Consider the following 16,085-nt stretch of genomic DNA (forward strand, 5'->3'; position numbering starts at 1 on the left):
ATGTAATCTTTTATCTACCTCAAGCGCCATCTCTAGACTCTCGCAACTTTGCCATAAAGTAGGGCGAAGCGATATAAGTTGATTTATTTTATTGCTTTGTAGACGGCCTATAAAGTGCCATTTGATATCTAAATTTGATAAAATTTCACTCTTTCTCTTTAGCTCTTGGACTCTATTTTCACCAAATTCTCTTAAACCTTGATTATATAGTGCTATTACCTCATTTTCGGTTACATTTTTACTTACAGCTATTAATCTTGCTTTGTTATCAATATCTTTTAAAATATTATCTAAATTCATCTATTCTCCTGCTAATCTAATTATATCATTTACAACGGTAAACGCCATTAAGGTAAAAAGTAGAGCCATAGAAGCATAGCTAAGCCCTATAAATATACGCTCATTTACTGGTTTATGAAATACCATCTCATAAATATTAAATAATATATGCCCACCATCGAGTACTGGCAGTGGAAGAAGATTTAAAATTCCTAAATTTACAGATATAAGAGCTACAATGATTAAAAGCACAGATAGGCTAATTTGACTAGCTTTAGTAGTAATATCAGCCATTGCCACTATCCCGCCCATCTCTTGGATCGGCACTATTCCAGTGATTAGTTTTTCTAATCCTTTATATATGAGTTTTGAAGCTTCTAAAGTCTCATTATAGGCAAATTTAAGGCTATCAAAACCGGTATTATATATAGTTATAGTCTCTCCACTTGGAGTTATTCCAATAAGTGGCGTCTTTATGGTCTCACCAAAGATATTTTTACTCTGGCCGATTTTTGGTGTTAGAGTTATACTAATCTCTTTTCCATCACGTAATATTAATATATTAGTAGGTTTTGTTGAAATATGCTTTTTAATATCATCCCACTCTTTAATTTTGACTCCATCTATGGCTAGGATTTTATCATTTTTTTGAATTTGAGCATTTAGCGCAGCCGAATCTGGCAAAGTAGCGCCTACAACTGGAGCTAATCTCTCTACACCTATAAATCCAATTATTATATACAAAATAAATGCTAATAAGATATTAAAAAAAGGCCCAGCAAAAAGGATAATAATTCGCTTAAATGGGTTTAGAGTATTGTAGCTATCACTATCATAATTTTTATGGCGTGGGTCTGTATCATCTTGACCTTTTAATTGCACATATCCACCAAGTGGAATTGCACTTATGCAGTAGATTGTATTGCCAAATTTTTTGCTATAAATTTTTTCTCCAAAACCAATGCTAAAGGTTTTAACAAAAACACCAAAATATTTAGCAGCTAAAAAATGGCCAAGCTCATGAAAAAATATTAAAAACGATAAAGCTAGTATGGTTATACCAAAGTGCACTCCCCAGTACCAAAAGCTAGCAACTAAAAGCGCTAAGACAAATATTAAACTTCTCAAAATTTATCCTTATAAAAAATTGCACAAGTATAACAAAAAATATATAATAAGCTATAATTATAAAGATAATTTTATTAAAATTTGAGTAGAATAATCCTTTTAAATAAATTCTTTAAGGTGTAAAAATGTATGTAGCTCCAAGTATTTTATCGGCTGATTTTGGTTCAATAGCTAAGGAAGTAAAAGATGTATGTGATGCTGGGGCTGACTTGATACATGTAGATGTAATGGATGGTCATTTTGTGCCAAATTTGACAATTGGCCCTTTGGTTGTCGAGGCTGTAGCAAAGGCATCTACAAAACCACTTGATATTCATTTAATGGTAGAAAATGTTCCATTTTTTGTTGATCTATTTTTACCGTTAAAGCCTAAATTTATCAGCTTTCATATTGAAGAAGAAAAGCATCCGCTAAGACTAATTGACCATATTCGTAAAAATGGAGTAAGTCCAGCCATTGTATTAAATCCTCATACTCCAGTAAGCTCTTTGGAGTATATTATAAATGAGGTTGATATGGTTCTTTTAATGAGCGTAAATCCAGGATTTGGCGGGCAAAAGTTTATCTCATCAGTGCTACCAAAAGCGATGCAATTAAGAGAGTTGATAGAATCAAGAAATGCTAAATGTATGATAGAGGTAGATGGTGGAGTAAATGGGTTAAATGTATCTGATTTGGATGCAGCCGGAGTGGATATTGTAGTAGCTGGAAGTTTTATTTTTGGTAGTAATGACTATGCTCAAGCTATAAAAGCATTAAAAATTTAACTAAAAGAGCAAATTTGAAAAATAAATTAGATAATTTTATAAATTTACTAGCAAAAAGCAGCCTAAATTATCACGATTTTTTACAAAAGGCTAGTGATATAGAGGAGTTAACCGATATTATAGAACCAAAAAATTTGGCTGGTTGGCGACTTTTGGGGCTTGAACTAGAGCGATCTCAAAATGGCAAGATAATGATGCCAACAAGATTTAGGGATTTTAATGAGCAAGTTTTTTGTATTGTTGATATCGAGACAAGCGGTGGAATAAATAGCGGTCAAATTATTGAGATTGGCGCAGTAAAGATTCAAGGTGGCAAGGAGATTGGCAGATTTGAGACCTTGGTATGGGCTAGCGAAGTTCCACAAAATATTAGTGAATTAACTGGGATTTATCAGTTTGATTTAATTGGGGCACCAAGGCTAGCAAATGCTTTGGAGAAATTTCGGCTATTTTTAGGTGATGCTGTTTTTGTGGCACATAATGTAAATTTTGATTATGAATTTATTAGTCTTAGTCTTGCTAAACAAGGATTTGGAATGCTTTTAAATCGTAAAATTTGCACAATTGATCTAGCTAGAAGAACAATTGAATCACATAGATATGGACTGGGAGCTTTAAAGCAAATTTTAGGCATTGATAACGCTCATCATAGAGCATTAAATGATGCTATTGCTGCTTGTGAAATATTTAAAGAATGCATAAAGCGACTACCGTGGCATATTCAAAGCGTAGAGGATTTAATACTATTTAGCAAGACAGCAAAAACATTAAGAGTGCCAAAGATGAGCGAACAAGTAAATTTAGCTAAGCAAATTTGAGGAGGTGATGGTGAGAGCAGTTATTATTTTTATTTTAACTCTATTATTTGGTGGATGTAGTACTATTATTCAAGAACCAAAAAGTATAGATATTGATAATCAAGGATTATATAAAAGCTATTTAAATCATTATGATTATACTCTAAATTTAAGCCAATATATCGGCAAAGTGGCTTTTGACTGCTCAGCGCTAATTGTGATAATAAATCAAAAAAATAATAATATCTACGAATTTGATAATCTAAGTAAATTTTATGATAGAGATGGTAGAAGATCACAAGCGATGTATAATCTATATGGGAGTAAAAATAGGCTATATTATAGCAATCCAAAGCCTGGTGATTTGATATTTTTTAACAACACAACTCATGTTACACGAAATAAAAGCAGTCATAAAATCACACATATTGGAATAGTAACAAAGGTTAAAAGTAATGGCGGAATTGAATTTTTACATAATATAAATGGTAAGAATATTATTAGCATTATGAATTTACAACATAAAGATACTCACAAAGTAGATGGAAAAAAGATAAATGCTTATATAATTGCTAATTGTTATGAACCAAGTTGCCTGGTATCAAATAGATTTTCAGGTTTTGGTAGAGTTGATAAAAATATATATGTAAAATGAGAGTAAATTTAATAGTTACACCCGTATTGATTGAGTTAAATTGCGCTATATATGCTTTGTAGTATTTAATATATAATCCATATGAGTTTGGATTATATTTTGGTTTAAATGAGCTATTTTTTGCTGGAGCGTATTGGCAGATTTTATCATCTATGTTTATTCACGGCTCGTTTATGCATATTTTAATGAATATGGCAGTGCTTTTTCAGTTTGGCTCGATTTTAGAGCGATATTTAGGCTGGGTTAAATTTGGAATTTTATATATTATTGGTGGAGTGATAACTGGACTTTTAAGCCTTGGATATTTAGCTTTTGAGAGTGTAAATTTAGTTGGGGCTAGTGGAGCAATATCTGTATTGCTTGGATTTTTAGCTTATATAGATAGATTTAATCGTAAAGGGTTAATAATTGTTATATTATTAGTGAGCTTTGCGCCACTATTAATAGGGATTAGCGTAGCATGGTATGCGCATTTAATAGGATTTGGTGTTGGGTATTTAGCTGGATTTTTTAAGGTGTTAAAATGAGATTTTTTGATGAAATTTGGGAGTGTTTAAACTGTTCAGATTTAGAGCAGAAGTTTGATAAATTTATTCAAATTTGGAATAATTTTCAATACTATAAGATGGAACATAATAGTCCAATTTTGCCGCTTATAACTCCAAGTTATGCTAAATTCTGCGATGTAAAATCTTTAAAAGAGTTAAAGCAAAAGCATAGCACTCAAGCATTTTTACACTCTATAGCTCATATTGAGTATAGTGCGATTGATATTGCCTTGGATGCTTGTTATAGATTTAGAAATTTACCTATAGAATATTATTTTGATTGGCTTGAGGTAGCTAAAGATGAGATATATCACTTTAAGATGATAGCTAATAAAATGAGTGAATTGGGTGTAAAATATGGCGATTATGCTGTGCATGATGGTCTATTTGTAGCGCTTAAACAAACTCAAAATTCACTCATAAATCGTATGGCTGTATTGCCACGATATATGGAGGCAAATGGGCTAGATTCAAATTTATTTATGATGCAAAAGTTAATCTCTAATGGGGATAAAGATGGTATTTTAGAGATTTTAAAAGTTATCCATAAAGAGGAGATTGATCATGTTAGCAAGGGAGATAAATGGTTTAAATTTGCCTGTGAGCGTGATGGTGTAGAACATAGTAATTGGATTGATATCGTAAGAGACTATTACCCAAGAGCCTTTGAGGCTAAAAGAGCATTAGATGTAAAACATAGATTAATGGCTGGCTTTAGTCAAGATGAGATTGATAGAATGCAAAAATTTCAGGAGAATTAAATGAAAAATATATATTTTATTCGTCATGCAAAAGCTAAAAAAGTGGCTCAAAATGATTTTATTAGAGAGCTAAGCGATAAAGGAAAAGATGCTGCAAAATTGATAGCTAATAGATTAAAATCTAGTGGTATTATGCCGCAGATGATAATATCATCACCAGCAAATCGTACAGCCAAAACAGCTAAAATCATTGCTAAAGAGCTTGGTTTTACTAAAGAGATTGCATTTGAAGAATCTCTTTATGAGGCAAATATACAAGATTATCTAAGTATCATTTCTAAGATTAGCGCTGAGATTAATACAGTTTTTATTGTAGGGCATAATGAAACAATTACGCAAATTTGCGAACTATTAAGCGATAGTCACATCGGAAATATTCCTAAAGGTGGAGTTTTTGGGATTGAATTTGATGTGAGTGAATTTGGACAAATTTCAGCTGGAACGGGCAAAGTGTTACTATTTGACTATCCAAAAAAGGTAGTTGAAGCTTAAATTTAGATAAATTATAAAATTTATCTATAGTTTAATGGTTGAATTTAGTTAAAAATTGATAAAATAAGCAAAATTTTAAATAAAGGAAATAAATGGCAGATATAATCTATACTTACACAGATGAGGCGCCAGCATTGGCTACATTTTCACTTTTACCAGTTATTAAAGAATTTTTAGGTCGTGCTGGAATTAGCATTGATACTATGGATATCTCACTAGCTGGTAGGATTTTGGCAAACTTTCCTGAGAATCTAAAAGATGACCAAAAAGTTCCAAATTACCTAGAAATCTTGGGTGAAATGACTAAAGAAAAAACAGCAAATATCATCAAACTTCCAAATATTTCAGCTTCTCTTCCTCAATTAAATGCAGCTATTGCTGAGTTGCAATCAAAGGGTTTTGATGTACCTAATTATCCAGAAAACCCAGCTAATGATAAAGAAGCTGATATAAAAGCAAGGTATGCTAAAGTTTTAGGAAGCGCTGTAAATCCTGTTTTAAGAGAAGGCAATAGCGATAGAAGATGCGCTGGTGCAGTTAAAGCTTATGCAAAGGAATTCCCACATAAAAATGGAGCATGGGATAGTAGTATTAAAACAAGAGTTGCTTATATGGATAGAGTTGATTTCTATGGTAATGAAAAATAATTAATAGTAAAAGACTAGAGTTAATTTAAAATCGAATTTAACGATAAAAATGGCAATACAAAAGTACTAAAAGATGGTATAAAAGCTGCTAGTGGTGATGTAGTTAGTGCTACATTTATGAGTGCTGCAAAACTAGATAAATTTATTGCTAAAACAATTCAAGAGGCTAAAGATGAATCTCTTTTATATTCAGTGCATTTAAAAGCCACGATGATGAAAGTTAGCGATCCAGTTATGTTTGGCCACTTTGTTAAAGTATTCTTTGCAGAAATTTTTGAAGAATTTGGTAGTGAGCTAAATGCAGCCGGAGTAGTAACAAATAACGGCTTAAAAGATCTATTTGCTAAAATAGAAAACCTGCCTATAAAAGATAAGATTATAGCAAAATATAATGAAATTTTAGATAAAAATCCAGATTTAGCAATGGTAGATAGCGATAAGGGTATTACAAACCTGCATGTACCAAGCGATGTAATTATCGATGCTTCTATGCCTGCTATGATTAGAAATAGTGGTAAAATGTGGAATAAAGATGGAAAAACAGCTGATACTTTAGCAGTTATTCCTGATCGTACATATGCAACTATATACGAAGCTACTATAGATGATTTAAAAGCAAATGGCGCACTAAATCCAGCAACTATTGGTAGTGTTTCAAATGTCGGCCTAATGGCTAAAAAAGCTGAAGAGTATGGTAGTCATGATAAGACATTTATAGCTAGTGAGGCTGGTAAAATTACAGTTAGCAGTAGTGCTGGTCAAAAGATGGAATTTGATGTTGAAGCTGGTGATATATTTAGAGCAATGCAAGCAAAAAGCGAAGCTATCAAAGATTGGATTAAGCTAGCAATAAATAGAGCTAATGCTACAAAATCAACTGCAATTTTCTGGCTTGATAGTGCTAGAGCTCACGATGCTAGTATGATCGAAATAGTAAATTCAGAGCTTAAAAATTATGATTTAAGCGGTTTAGATATTAGTATCGCAGCACCAACAGAGGCAATTAAAAAATCAATCTCTATAATTAGAACCGGCAAAGATGCAATTAGCGTAACTGGCAATGTATTAAGAGATTATTTAACGGATCTATTCCCAATTTTAGAACTTGGAACAAGTGCAAAAATGTTATCAATTGTTCCTCTATTAAATGGTGGTGGTCTATTTGAGACTGGTGCTGGTGGTAGCGCTCCTAAAATTGCTCAACAATTAATAGAAGAAAACCATCTTCGCTGGGATAGTTTAGGTGAGTTTTTAGCACTTGGTGCAAGCCTTGAACACCTAGCAAATATAAGCGGCAAAAAAGAGGCTGCAATCCTAGCTGATACATTAGATAAAGCAATTGTAAGCTATCTTAAAAACGATAACTCACCACGCAAAAATGTAGGTGAAAATGATAACCGTGGTAGCCATTTCTATTTAGCATTATACTGGGCTGATGAGTTGGCAAAAAGTGAATTATCAGCTAAATTTAGCGGTATAGCAGCAGCTTTAAATGAGAATAAATCTATAATTACAGATGAGTTAAATGGTTCTCAAGGAAATAGTGTAGATGTAGGTGGATATTATATTTTTGATGATGCTAAAGTCTCAGCTGTTATGAGACCAAGTGCAATTTATAATCAATCTCTTAAGAAATAGTTGTGAAAATCGCAATAATAGGCGCTGGAAATGTGGGGGCTAGTATAGCTAGCCTACTACTTTCTAGACAGATGTGTGATAATATTGCATTAATTGATATCAATTCAAATTTGGCCCAGGCTAAAGCAATAGATCTATCTCAAATGGCAATTGCATTATCTCAAAGTGCTAAGGTAGTTGGTGGAGATAACTATGAGCTTTTAAAGGATTTTGATATAGTCATAATCACAGCTGGAGTAGCTAGAAAAGATGGGCAAAGTAGATCTGAGCTTGCTAAAATAAATGCCAGCATAGTTGCGGATTCATCAAAAAAAATAGCTAAATTTGCTCCTAATTCAACTATAATAGTAGTAACAAATCCACTTGATATAATGGTATATGTCGCCTATAAGTCAAGTGGATTTAATAAAAGAAAAATTATAGGAATGGCTGGCGAGCTAGATAGTGCTAGGCTGAAATTTGCTCTACAAAATTACCTAAATAAAGATATGAAAAACTCAAAATCTTGCGTAATTGGTATGCATAATGATAATATGATATGCTTAAGTAGTGAAAATTTAAGTAGCAATGAGTTTGAAAATATCAAATATCAAACTATAAATGGCGGAGCTTTAATAGTAAAATTGATGAATACATCTGCGTTTTATGCTCCAGCTGCTGGTGTGATAAATATCTGCCAAGCATTGATATATGGTGATTTAAAGCCACTTAGCTGTTCGGTTTTAGATGATAATTTAGTAGCATTTAGTCGTTTAGTAAAAATTGATAAAAATGGTGTAAAAGAGTTATTAGAGTTAAATTTAGAGCAAAAAGATAGAGAAATTTTAGATAAAAGTATAGATGAATTTATAATTAATATAAATAATCTTAATCTAAATGGGGTTTAATTTTAACTTTAGCTAAAGTTATAATTTTAGTTTTTTTATTTATCTATTTTATTAACTTTTTTAAGATAAAGTTGCACAAAAAGTTTTAGTTATAATTTTGCATTTAGCGAAATTTTGGTGTTTATTTGCTTGATTTACAAGCAGCTTAGTCGCTACAATTGTAGCTTGGAATTTTATTTAAGTTAGACTTAAATTTAATAGGAGATAGTAATGATAGAACAACCGCTTAATATAGCAGTTTGGGTTGATGAGAGTAGGTGTAAGGCTTGCGATATTTGTGTAAGTTATTGTCCTGCTGGTGTTTTGAATATGAAAGAAGATATCCATGCTATTCAAGGAATGATGATTGAAGTTAGCCATCCTGAGGCATGCATCGGCTGTAGGGATTGTGAGCTTCATTGTCCTGATTTTGCTATTTATGTGGCTGAAAAAGGGTTTAAATTTGCAAAGCTTAGCCCTGAAGCAAAAGAGAGAGCAGCCGCAATTAAGGCAAATCATTTTAGGAAAGTTAATTAAGGATATCAAATGAGAGAGTTAATAACAACAGGAAATGCTTTAGCAGCAAAAGCAGCTATTGAGTGTGGCTGTAATTTTTTTGGCGGTTATCCTATTACCCCATCAAGCGAAATTGCACATGAATTAAGTGTGATGCTACCAAAAAATGGTGGTAACTTTATACAAATGGAAGATGAAATTGCTGGTATTTCAGTAGCTCTTGGTGCTAGTATGAGTGGTGCAAAAGCTATGACTGCAAGTTCTGGACCTGGTATTTCACTAAAGGCTGAACAAATTGGTCTTGGATTTATCGCTGAAATTCCATTAGTTATTGCAAATGTAATGCGTGGTGGTCCTTCTACTGGTCTTCCAACTCGTGTAGCTCAAGGTGATGTATTGCAAGCTAAAAGCCCAAGTCATGGTGATTTTTGTTCTATCGCAGTAGCTCCAGGAAATCTAGATGAAATTTACACTGAAACTGTAAGAGTATTTAATCTAGCAAATAGATTTAGTACGCCAGTATTTCTACTACTTGATGAGACTATTGGTCATATGCAAGGTAAAGCAGTCATTCCAGAGGTAAATGATTTAGTTATCGAACCAAGACGTGAATTTACTGGAGATCCAGCCGAGTATAATCCATATGAAGCCAAAGAGGACGAACCAGCAACTCTAAATCCATTCTTTAAAGGCTATCGCTATCATATTACCGGTCTTCATCATGGTCCTACTGGTTTTCCAACTGAAGATGGTAAAATTGTAGATTATAATATTAAAAGATTATTTAATAAAATTCATGCTCATTTAGATGAAGTTATCAAATTTGAAGAGTATAAGCTAGATGATGCTGATGTATGTATAATCTGTTATGGTAGCGTAAGTTTGGCAGCCAAAGAAGCAGTTGATAAATTAAGAGCTGAAGGAATTAAAGCTGGTATCTTTAGACCTATTACGCTATGGCCAAGCCCAGAAGCTAAAATAAAAGAGATCTGTGCTAAATTTAAAAATATTCTAGTAACTGAGCTAAATATGGGTCAATATCTAGGTGAGATACAAAGATGCTCTTTAAGAGATGATTTTAAAACACTATTAAAAGCAAATGGTAGGCCAATTAGCCCAAGCGAAATTATTAGCAAAGTTAAGGAGTTTTAATTATGGCTTTTAATTATGATAATTATTTAAGAACAAGTAAAATGCCAACACTTTGGTGCTGGGGTTGCGGTGATGGCGTAATTTTAAAAAGTGTTATCCGTGCTATAGACGCAATGGGTTGGAATATGGATGATGTTTGCGTAGTAAGCGGTATTGGATGTAGTGGACGCTTCTCAAGCTATGTAAATTGTAATACAGTGCACACAACTCACGGTCGTGCAATAGCATATGCTACAGGTATTAAATTAGCAAATCCAGAAAAACATGTTATCGTAGTAACTGGAGATGGAGATGGTTTAGCAATTGGTGGAAACCATACAATTCATGGATGTCGTAGAAATATAGATATTAACCATATTTTAATTAATAACTTTATCTATGGTCTTACAAATTCACAAACAAGCCCTACGACTCCACAAGGTTTTTGGACTGTGACAGCTCAGTGGGGTAATATTGATCCAAACTTTGATGCTGCTAAACTAGCAACTGCTGCTGGCGCAACATTTGTTGGACGTGAGACAGTTATCAATCCTACAAGAATAGAAAAAATGTTAATTGAAGGTTTTAAACACGAAGGTTATAGCTTCTTTGATATTTTCTCAAACTGTCATATAAATTTGGGTAGAAAAAATAAAATGGGTGAAGCTACTCAAATGGTTAAATGGATAGATGATAGAACTGTATCTAAAGCTAAATTTGATACTCTTAGCGATGAAGAGAAAAAAGGTAAATTCCCTACAGGTATATTATTTAAAGATGAAAATCGCATAGAGTACTGCAAAGCATATGCTAAAGTAAAAGAAGCAGCTCAAAACAAGACAAAAGTCAACTTTGAGGAGATAATATGAGTTTAGCAGAGTTAAGATTTGTTGGTGTTGGTGGTCAAGGCGTTATCTTAGCTGGTGAGATTTTATCAGCAGCTAAGATTGAGGCTGGTGGATATGGTGTAAAAGCATCTACATATACATCTCAAGTTCGTGGTGGTCCAACTAAAGTTGATATCATCTTAAGTGACGAAGAGATTAAATATCCATATGCAAATGAAGGCGAAATTTGCTTTATGCTTGCAACTGCTCAAAATAGCTACGATACCTTTAAAGAAGGTGTAAAAGATGGCGGTATCATCGTAGTTGAGCCAAATTTAGTTAAACCTAGCGAGGAGGATAAAAAACGTTGGAAAATCTATGAGATTCCAATTATTTCAATCGCTAAAGATGAAGTAGGTAATGTAATTACTCAAAGCGTTGTAGCCCTTGGTGTAGCTGTTAAATTTACAGGCGTTATGGATGAAGAGATAGTAAGAAATAAAATGCTAAGCTCAGTTCCAGATAAGGTAAAAGAAGCAAATAATAAAGCTTATGACCTAGGGCTTGCGTACGCTGCTAAGTGTATGCAATAACTTATAATACCAAAGCCGATATTGGCTTTGGTTCCCATTTTATCACTATAATTAAGCAAAATTTAGATTTTAATTTGATATAATTGCCGTTTTTAAATTTAAATATTAAAGGGTAAAAATGTCAAAAGTTGGTGTAGTATATGGAACAAATGCTGGTGACACAAAAGTTGTTGCTGAGTATATAGCAAAAAATTTTGATAGTGAAATAATCGATGCCAAAGAACTTACGCTTGAATTTTTAAATCAGTATGATAAATTAATCTTTGCAGCCTCTACACACGGTCATGGCGACCTTCAAAGAGATTTTAAAGCTAAATTAGACATTATAGGTGAAGCTGAATTTGGTGGTAAAACTTTAGCGCTAGTAGGTGTAGGTGGACAGGTTAAGCATCCTACGACATTTCTTGATGGTTTAGTGGAATTTTTACCGCTTATTCGTGGTGCTAAACTTGTAGGCTCAACTGATATTGATGGATATGTATTTAAAAATTCATTATCACTTATAAATGGTAAATTTATTGGTCTTGCAATTGATTATAAAAATGATAAAGATTGGCAGGCTAGAGCCGATAGATGGATTGAATCTATCAAATCTGAATTCTAAGTCTTATAAAGCTCAAAGCTAGCAATGGAAGCTTTTTTATTTGCAGAATATATCGGTATAGCATCAGCATCTTTGAGCGGATTTTTATTTGGGATACGCAGAGGATGCGACTGGTTAGGCGTATTTTTAGCAGCATTTTTAACTGCACTTGGTGGAGGCCTGATCCGTGATATGATCGTGGGTCGCCCTGCATATTCCTTCACACATTATATTCCTATTTGTATTGTTTTAGCTGTTATAATTTTGGCATTTTTACTTAAATTTCACGAAAAAGAACGAAATAACTTAGATAAAAAATTTATCTTTATTATGACTGATGCTGTAGATGTGGTGAGCTTTTCTATTGTTGGAGCAATTGTTTCACTTGAGTTTGGCTTAAATATCTTTGGTGTTATTATGGTGGCGTTTTTTAATGGTGTTGGTGGCGGAATTATGCGTGATGTGCTATTAAATGAGGTTCCGTGGTTTTTAAAAACTGGATTATATGGTACGATTAGTATGGGTGTTGGAGCGATTTATTATCTAATGCATCTAGCAGGACTAACTAATATTTATTGTATTTTTGTGTTATTTACATTTGGTGTTGCATGGCGGCTTGTAGCATACTATAGAAATTGGAATTTGCCGCAAATTCACTATAAGGATTAATTTATGCTAATGAATAACTATTCTAGAGCCGATGTGGGCTTTGTGCGTGGAGATGGTGCTATTTTATGGGATGATAATGGTAAAGATTATATAGATTTTGCTAGCGGTATTGGAGTTTGCTCCTTAGGGCATTCTCATAAAAGTATTACTAAAGTGATTGCTAAGCAGGTTAAAACCTTGCTTCATACATCAAATTTATATAATATTGCTCCACAAACTCGCTTAGCTAATAAGATTTCAAATTTACTCGGTGGCGAGTATGAACTATTTTTTGCAAATAGTGGCGCTGAGGCTAATGAGTGTGCTATAAAATTAGCTAGAAAATATGGCTATAGTAATGGTAAAAAAAGCGAAATTATCAGCTTAAAAAACTCATTTCACGGTAGAACAATTGCTACGCTAGCTATGACTGGACAGGATAAATTTCACCCAGATGATTTTGGTCCGTATCCTAATGGATTTAAATTTTATGATACTATTGATGATATTATTGCAAATTTAGATGAAAATACTGCTGCAGTTATCATCGAGCTAGTTCAAGGCGAAGGCGGGATAAATCCACTTGATAAAGAAAAAGTTCAAGAGTTAGCTAGGGTTTTAAGTGAGCGTGATATCTTATTGATCACCGATGAAGTTCAGTGTGGAGTTTATCGAACAGGAGAATTTGTTACAGCTAAAATTTATGAAATTGAGCCAGATATCATCACTTTTGCTAAAGGTCTGGGAAATGGAGTGCCAATTGGTGCATGCGCATCTAAAAAAGCGATTTTTACTCCAGGTGATCATGGTAGTACATTTGGTGGCGGATTTTTAGTTACAAGTGTAGCTGAGTGCGTCCTAAGCGAGTTAGAGACGCTAAAGAGTAGCGGAAAACTAAATAAAACTATAGCTAAATTTGAAAAAAATTTAGAGAAATTAGTCAGTAAAAATAGTGATATTTTTGAAAAAAGAGTTGGCATTGGTCTTATGCAAGGTATAGTAGTAAAAGATGTTGAATTTCTAGCTAAAATAGTGACTAAAGCACTAGAGTGTGGGCTGTTAGTTTTAAGATCTGGTAAGGATACATTAAGATTTTTACCTCCTTTAAATTTAAGTAAAAAAGAGCTAAAAGAGGGCTTTATAAGACTAAATTTAGCTATAAATAAGGCTAAAAAATGAGGCTAATCACCTATAAAAAAGATGAAAGCATAAAGCTTGGTATATTAAGTGCAAATAACTGCATAATTGATATTAGTTATGCTGGAATAAATAAAAAGGATATGAACGAATTAATCACCACACTAAGTCAAGATGAACGCCAAATTTTAGAAGACCTTAGTACAAAAACAGGCGGTGAACCATATAACAGTGTAGAGATTTTAGCACCAATATTATCGCCTCTTCAAGATATTATTTGTCTTGGAATTAACTATATGGAACACGCCAAAGAGTCTTATAGGTTTAAAAAGATTGAATTTGATGGCAAAAGAGAATTTCCTGTATATTTTGGCAAACGAGCAAATTATATTTTAGGTGATGGGGCAATATTCCCAAGTCATAGTCATATTACACAAACTTTAGATTATGAGGTTGAGTTGGCGCTAATAATTGGCAAAGACGCAACTAATGTAGCGCAAAATAGGGCGCTAGAATATGTTTTTGGGTATACAATTTTAAATGATATTAGTTCAAGAGATATTCAAAATCGTTATAAACAATGGTATTATGGCAAGAGCTTAGATGGTTCGACATTGATGGGGCCATGGATTGAGACTAATCTAGATATATCAAATTTAAAAATAGCTTCTAGAGTTAATGGGGAATTGCGTCAAAATGCAAATACTGCTGATATGATTTTTGATGCAGCATATGTAATAAGCGATTTAAGTGCTGGAATGACACTAAAAGCTGGAACGATAATTTCTTTAGGTACACCAAGTGGTGTTGGAATGGGCTTTACTCCACCAAAATATCTCAAAAAAGATGATATTGTAGAGTGCGAAATCGAAGGGATTGGTGTATTAAAAAACATAGTCGGCAAGTAAGCAGTAGGGATATTTAAGCAAATTTAAAATATAATACAGAAAAAAAGGAGAAAAAATGGCAGCATCAGATGAAGATGTAAAAAATGAAGGCAAAAAAAGTCCAGTGGTACTAATAGCGATTATAGGTGTAGTGGTCTTTTTACTTATAATTGGGGTAATTGTTGCAATGCTTTTGATGGGCGGAGGAGATGATAAACAAGTATCTCAAGCAGCTAATACACCAGCATCACATATGGCCCCAAAACAGAGGTCAAATGACTTTTTTAACATCGGCCCTATGTACCCAATGGATCAGTATGTAGTAAATTTACTTAGCGAGAGTGGTACAAGATATCTAAAAACTACTATGAATTTGGAGTTAAGTGAACAGACCCTAAGTCCAGAAATAGATAAAAAACAAGCACTAATTAGGGATATAATCATTAGAACTCTTTCGGCTAAAACTTATGAAGATGTAAGCACAGCTAAAGGTAAAGAGCGTCTAAAAGATGAGTTAGTTACCAGAATTAACGAAGTTTTAAGAGATGGCTATATCAAAAATGTATTTTTTACTGACTTTATTGTACAATGATAGGTATTGATATTATAAGTATTGATAGGATCGCTGCAGCCAAGGCCAGGCACGGCGATCTATTTTTGCGTAAATTTTTAAATGATAGCGAGATTGAACTTGCTAAAAATAATGCTACTTTAGCTGGTTTTTGGGCTGCTAAAGAGGCTATTAGTAAAGCGCTTGGTTGTGGTATCGGAGCTGAATTTGGATTTGGTGATGCTACAATTTATAAAGATAATAAAGGTGCGCCAAAGATCAAATTTAATACAAAAATACTTTATAAATTTAATGTTAAAAATACTTCTCTTAGTATAACTCACGATGGTGGATTTGCAATTGCTGCAGTGATAATTGAGCGATATTAAGCCATATAATTTGTAATATTAAATAATTCAAATTAAATTTTAAATCCATATTTTATTAAATTAAAATCTGAAAATATATAATAATACAATTACCAAAATCAATATTTGCTTAATAAAATTCAAATTGATTAGTTTACTAAAAAATTTAAATTTATAAATATAATTGATATAAAAATAGATTAGCGATTCATTTTAACGTTATTTGGAATATTTTTAGCAAAATCAAACTATGAGTTTTTGTTTTTC

At 32.9% G+C, this 16,085-nt stretch carries 18 protein-coding genes and 2 pseudogenes; 18 read left to right on the forward strand and 2 right to left on the reverse strand.

What is annotated here, in order from left to right; all coding sequences use genetic code 11:
* Together J6V67_RS00330 and rseP are read right to left on the reverse strand one after the other, a co-directional pair.
* Positions 1–300, reverse strand: a pseudogene (locus J6V67_RS00330) (YggS family pyridoxal phosphate enzyme); the annotation flags it as partial.
* Complete coding sequence (gene rseP / locus J6V67_RS00335; RefSeq protein WP_291857126.1) at positions 301–1,407, reverse strand: RIP metalloprotease RseP; 1,107 nt, start codon at positions 1,405–1,407, stop codon at positions 301–303.
* A 125-nt stretch (positions 1,408–1,532) separates the two neighbouring features.
* Between rseP and rpe the strand changes: the two genes are divergently transcribed.
* From rpe to acpS, 18 genes and pseudogenes are all read left to right on the forward strand, one after another.
* Positions 1,533–2,174 carry a ribulose-phosphate 3-epimerase gene (gene rpe, locus J6V67_RS00340; RefSeq protein ID WP_291857128.1) on the forward strand — a complete coding sequence of 214 codons (642 nt, stop codon included), beginning with the start codon at positions 1,533–1,535 and terminating at the stop codon, positions 2,172–2,174.
* 14 nt (positions 2,175–2,188) lie between these two features.
* Entirely contained in the window at positions 2,189–2,992 is an 804-nt protein-coding gene (locus J6V67_RS00345) for a 3'-5' exonuclease (protein WP_291857130.1), read from the forward strand.
* 10 nt (positions 2,993–3,002) lie between these two features.
* On the forward strand, positions 3,003–3,626 hold the full coding sequence (locus J6V67_RS00350; protein WP_291857132.1) for an NlpC/P60 family protein: 624 nt from the start codon (positions 3,003–3,005) through the stop codon (positions 3,624–3,626).
* Between the two features lie 68 nt (positions 3,627–3,694).
* A complete protein-coding gene (locus J6V67_RS00355; RefSeq protein WP_291857162.1) occupies positions 3,695–4,153 on the forward strand; it encodes a rhomboid family intramembrane serine protease in 459 nt (152 codons plus the stop codon).
* Positions 4,150–4,935 (forward strand): ferritin-like domain-containing protein, encoded by a 786-nt coding sequence (locus tag J6V67_RS00360; RefSeq protein WP_291857134.1) that lies wholly within the window; start codon positions 4,150–4,152, stop codon positions 4,933–4,935. The genes J6V67_RS00355 and J6V67_RS00360 overlap by 4 nt, the downstream gene beginning before the upstream one ends.
* Complete coding sequence (locus J6V67_RS00365; protein ID WP_291857136.1) at positions 4,936–5,427, forward strand: histidine phosphatase family protein; 492 nt, start codon at positions 4,936–4,938, stop codon at positions 5,425–5,427. It begins immediately after the preceding gene.
* Between the two features lie 92 nt (positions 5,428–5,519).
* Positions 5,520–7,712 (forward strand): annotated as a pseudogene (locus tag J6V67_RS00370) (NADP-dependent isocitrate dehydrogenase).
* Positions 7,713–7,714: 2 nt separating this feature from the next.
* Positions 7,715–8,599 carry an NAD(P)-binding domain-containing protein gene (locus J6V67_RS00375; RefSeq protein ID WP_291857138.1) on the forward strand — a complete coding sequence of 295 codons (885 nt, stop codon included), beginning with the start codon at positions 7,715–7,717 and terminating at the stop codon, positions 8,597–8,599.
* 210 nt (positions 8,600–8,809) lie between these two features.
* The gene (locus J6V67_RS00380; protein WP_291857140.1) at positions 8,810–9,115 is read left to right on the forward strand and encodes a 4Fe-4S binding protein; all 306 of its coding nucleotides are present in this window, start codon (positions 8,810–8,812) and stop codon (positions 9,113–9,115) included.
* A gap of 9 nt (positions 9,116–9,124) precedes the next feature.
* A complete protein-coding gene (locus J6V67_RS00385) occupies positions 9,125–10,246 on the forward strand; it encodes a 2-oxoglutarate synthase subunit alpha (protein WP_291857142.1) in 1,122 nt (373 codons plus the stop codon).
* A 2-nt stretch (positions 10,247–10,248) separates the two neighbouring features.
* A complete protein-coding gene (locus tag J6V67_RS00390) occupies positions 10,249–11,094 on the forward strand; it encodes a 2-oxoglutarate ferredoxin oxidoreductase subunit beta (protein ID WP_086246429.1) in 846 nt (281 codons plus the stop codon).
* Positions 11,091–11,645 carry a 2-oxoacid:acceptor oxidoreductase family protein gene (locus J6V67_RS00395; protein ID WP_291857148.1) on the forward strand — a complete coding sequence of 185 codons (555 nt, stop codon included), beginning with the start codon at positions 11,091–11,093 and terminating at the stop codon, positions 11,643–11,645. Before J6V67_RS00390 ends, J6V67_RS00395 begins: the two co-directional genes overlap by 4 nt.
* A 118-nt stretch (positions 11,646–11,763) precedes the next feature.
* Positions 11,764–12,249, forward strand: coding sequence for a flavodoxin domain-containing protein (locus tag J6V67_RS00400; protein ID WP_291857150.1), 486 nt, complete (start codon positions 11,764–11,766; stop codon positions 12,247–12,249).
* 24 nt (positions 12,250–12,273) lie between these two features.
* Positions 12,274–12,897 (forward strand): TRIC cation channel family protein, encoded by a 624-nt coding sequence (locus J6V67_RS00405; RefSeq protein ID WP_291857152.1) that lies wholly within the window; start codon positions 12,274–12,276, stop codon positions 12,895–12,897.
* A 3-nt stretch (positions 12,898–12,900) separates the two neighbouring features.
* On the forward strand, positions 12,901–14,055 hold the full coding sequence (locus J6V67_RS00410; protein WP_291857154.1) for an aspartate aminotransferase family protein: 1,155 nt from the start codon (positions 12,901–12,903) through the stop codon (positions 14,053–14,055).
* Positions 14,052–14,921 carry a fumarylacetoacetate hydrolase family protein gene (locus J6V67_RS00415; RefSeq protein ID WP_291857156.1) on the forward strand — a complete coding sequence of 290 codons (870 nt, stop codon included), beginning with the start codon at positions 14,052–14,054 and terminating at the stop codon, positions 14,919–14,921. Before J6V67_RS00410 ends, J6V67_RS00415 begins: the two co-directional genes overlap by 4 nt.
* Positions 14,922–14,976: 55 nt before the next feature.
* The gene (gene fliL / locus J6V67_RS00420; RefSeq protein ID WP_291857158.1) at positions 14,977–15,492 is read left to right on the forward strand and encodes a flagellar basal body-associated protein FliL; all 516 of its coding nucleotides are present in this window, start codon (positions 14,977–14,979) and stop codon (positions 15,490–15,492) included.
* The gene (acpS, locus tag J6V67_RS00425) at positions 15,489–15,839 is read left to right on the forward strand and encodes a holo-ACP synthase (protein WP_291857160.1); all 351 of its coding nucleotides are present in this window, start codon (positions 15,489–15,491) and stop codon (positions 15,837–15,839) included. The genes fliL and acpS overlap by 4 nt, the downstream gene beginning before the upstream one ends.
* Positions 15,840–16,085 lie beyond the last annotated feature (246 nt).

The sequence above is a fragment of the Campylobacter sp. genome, assembly GCF_017646085.1.
GTDB lineage: Bacteria > Campylobacterota > Campylobacteria > Campylobacterales > Campylobacteraceae > Campylobacter.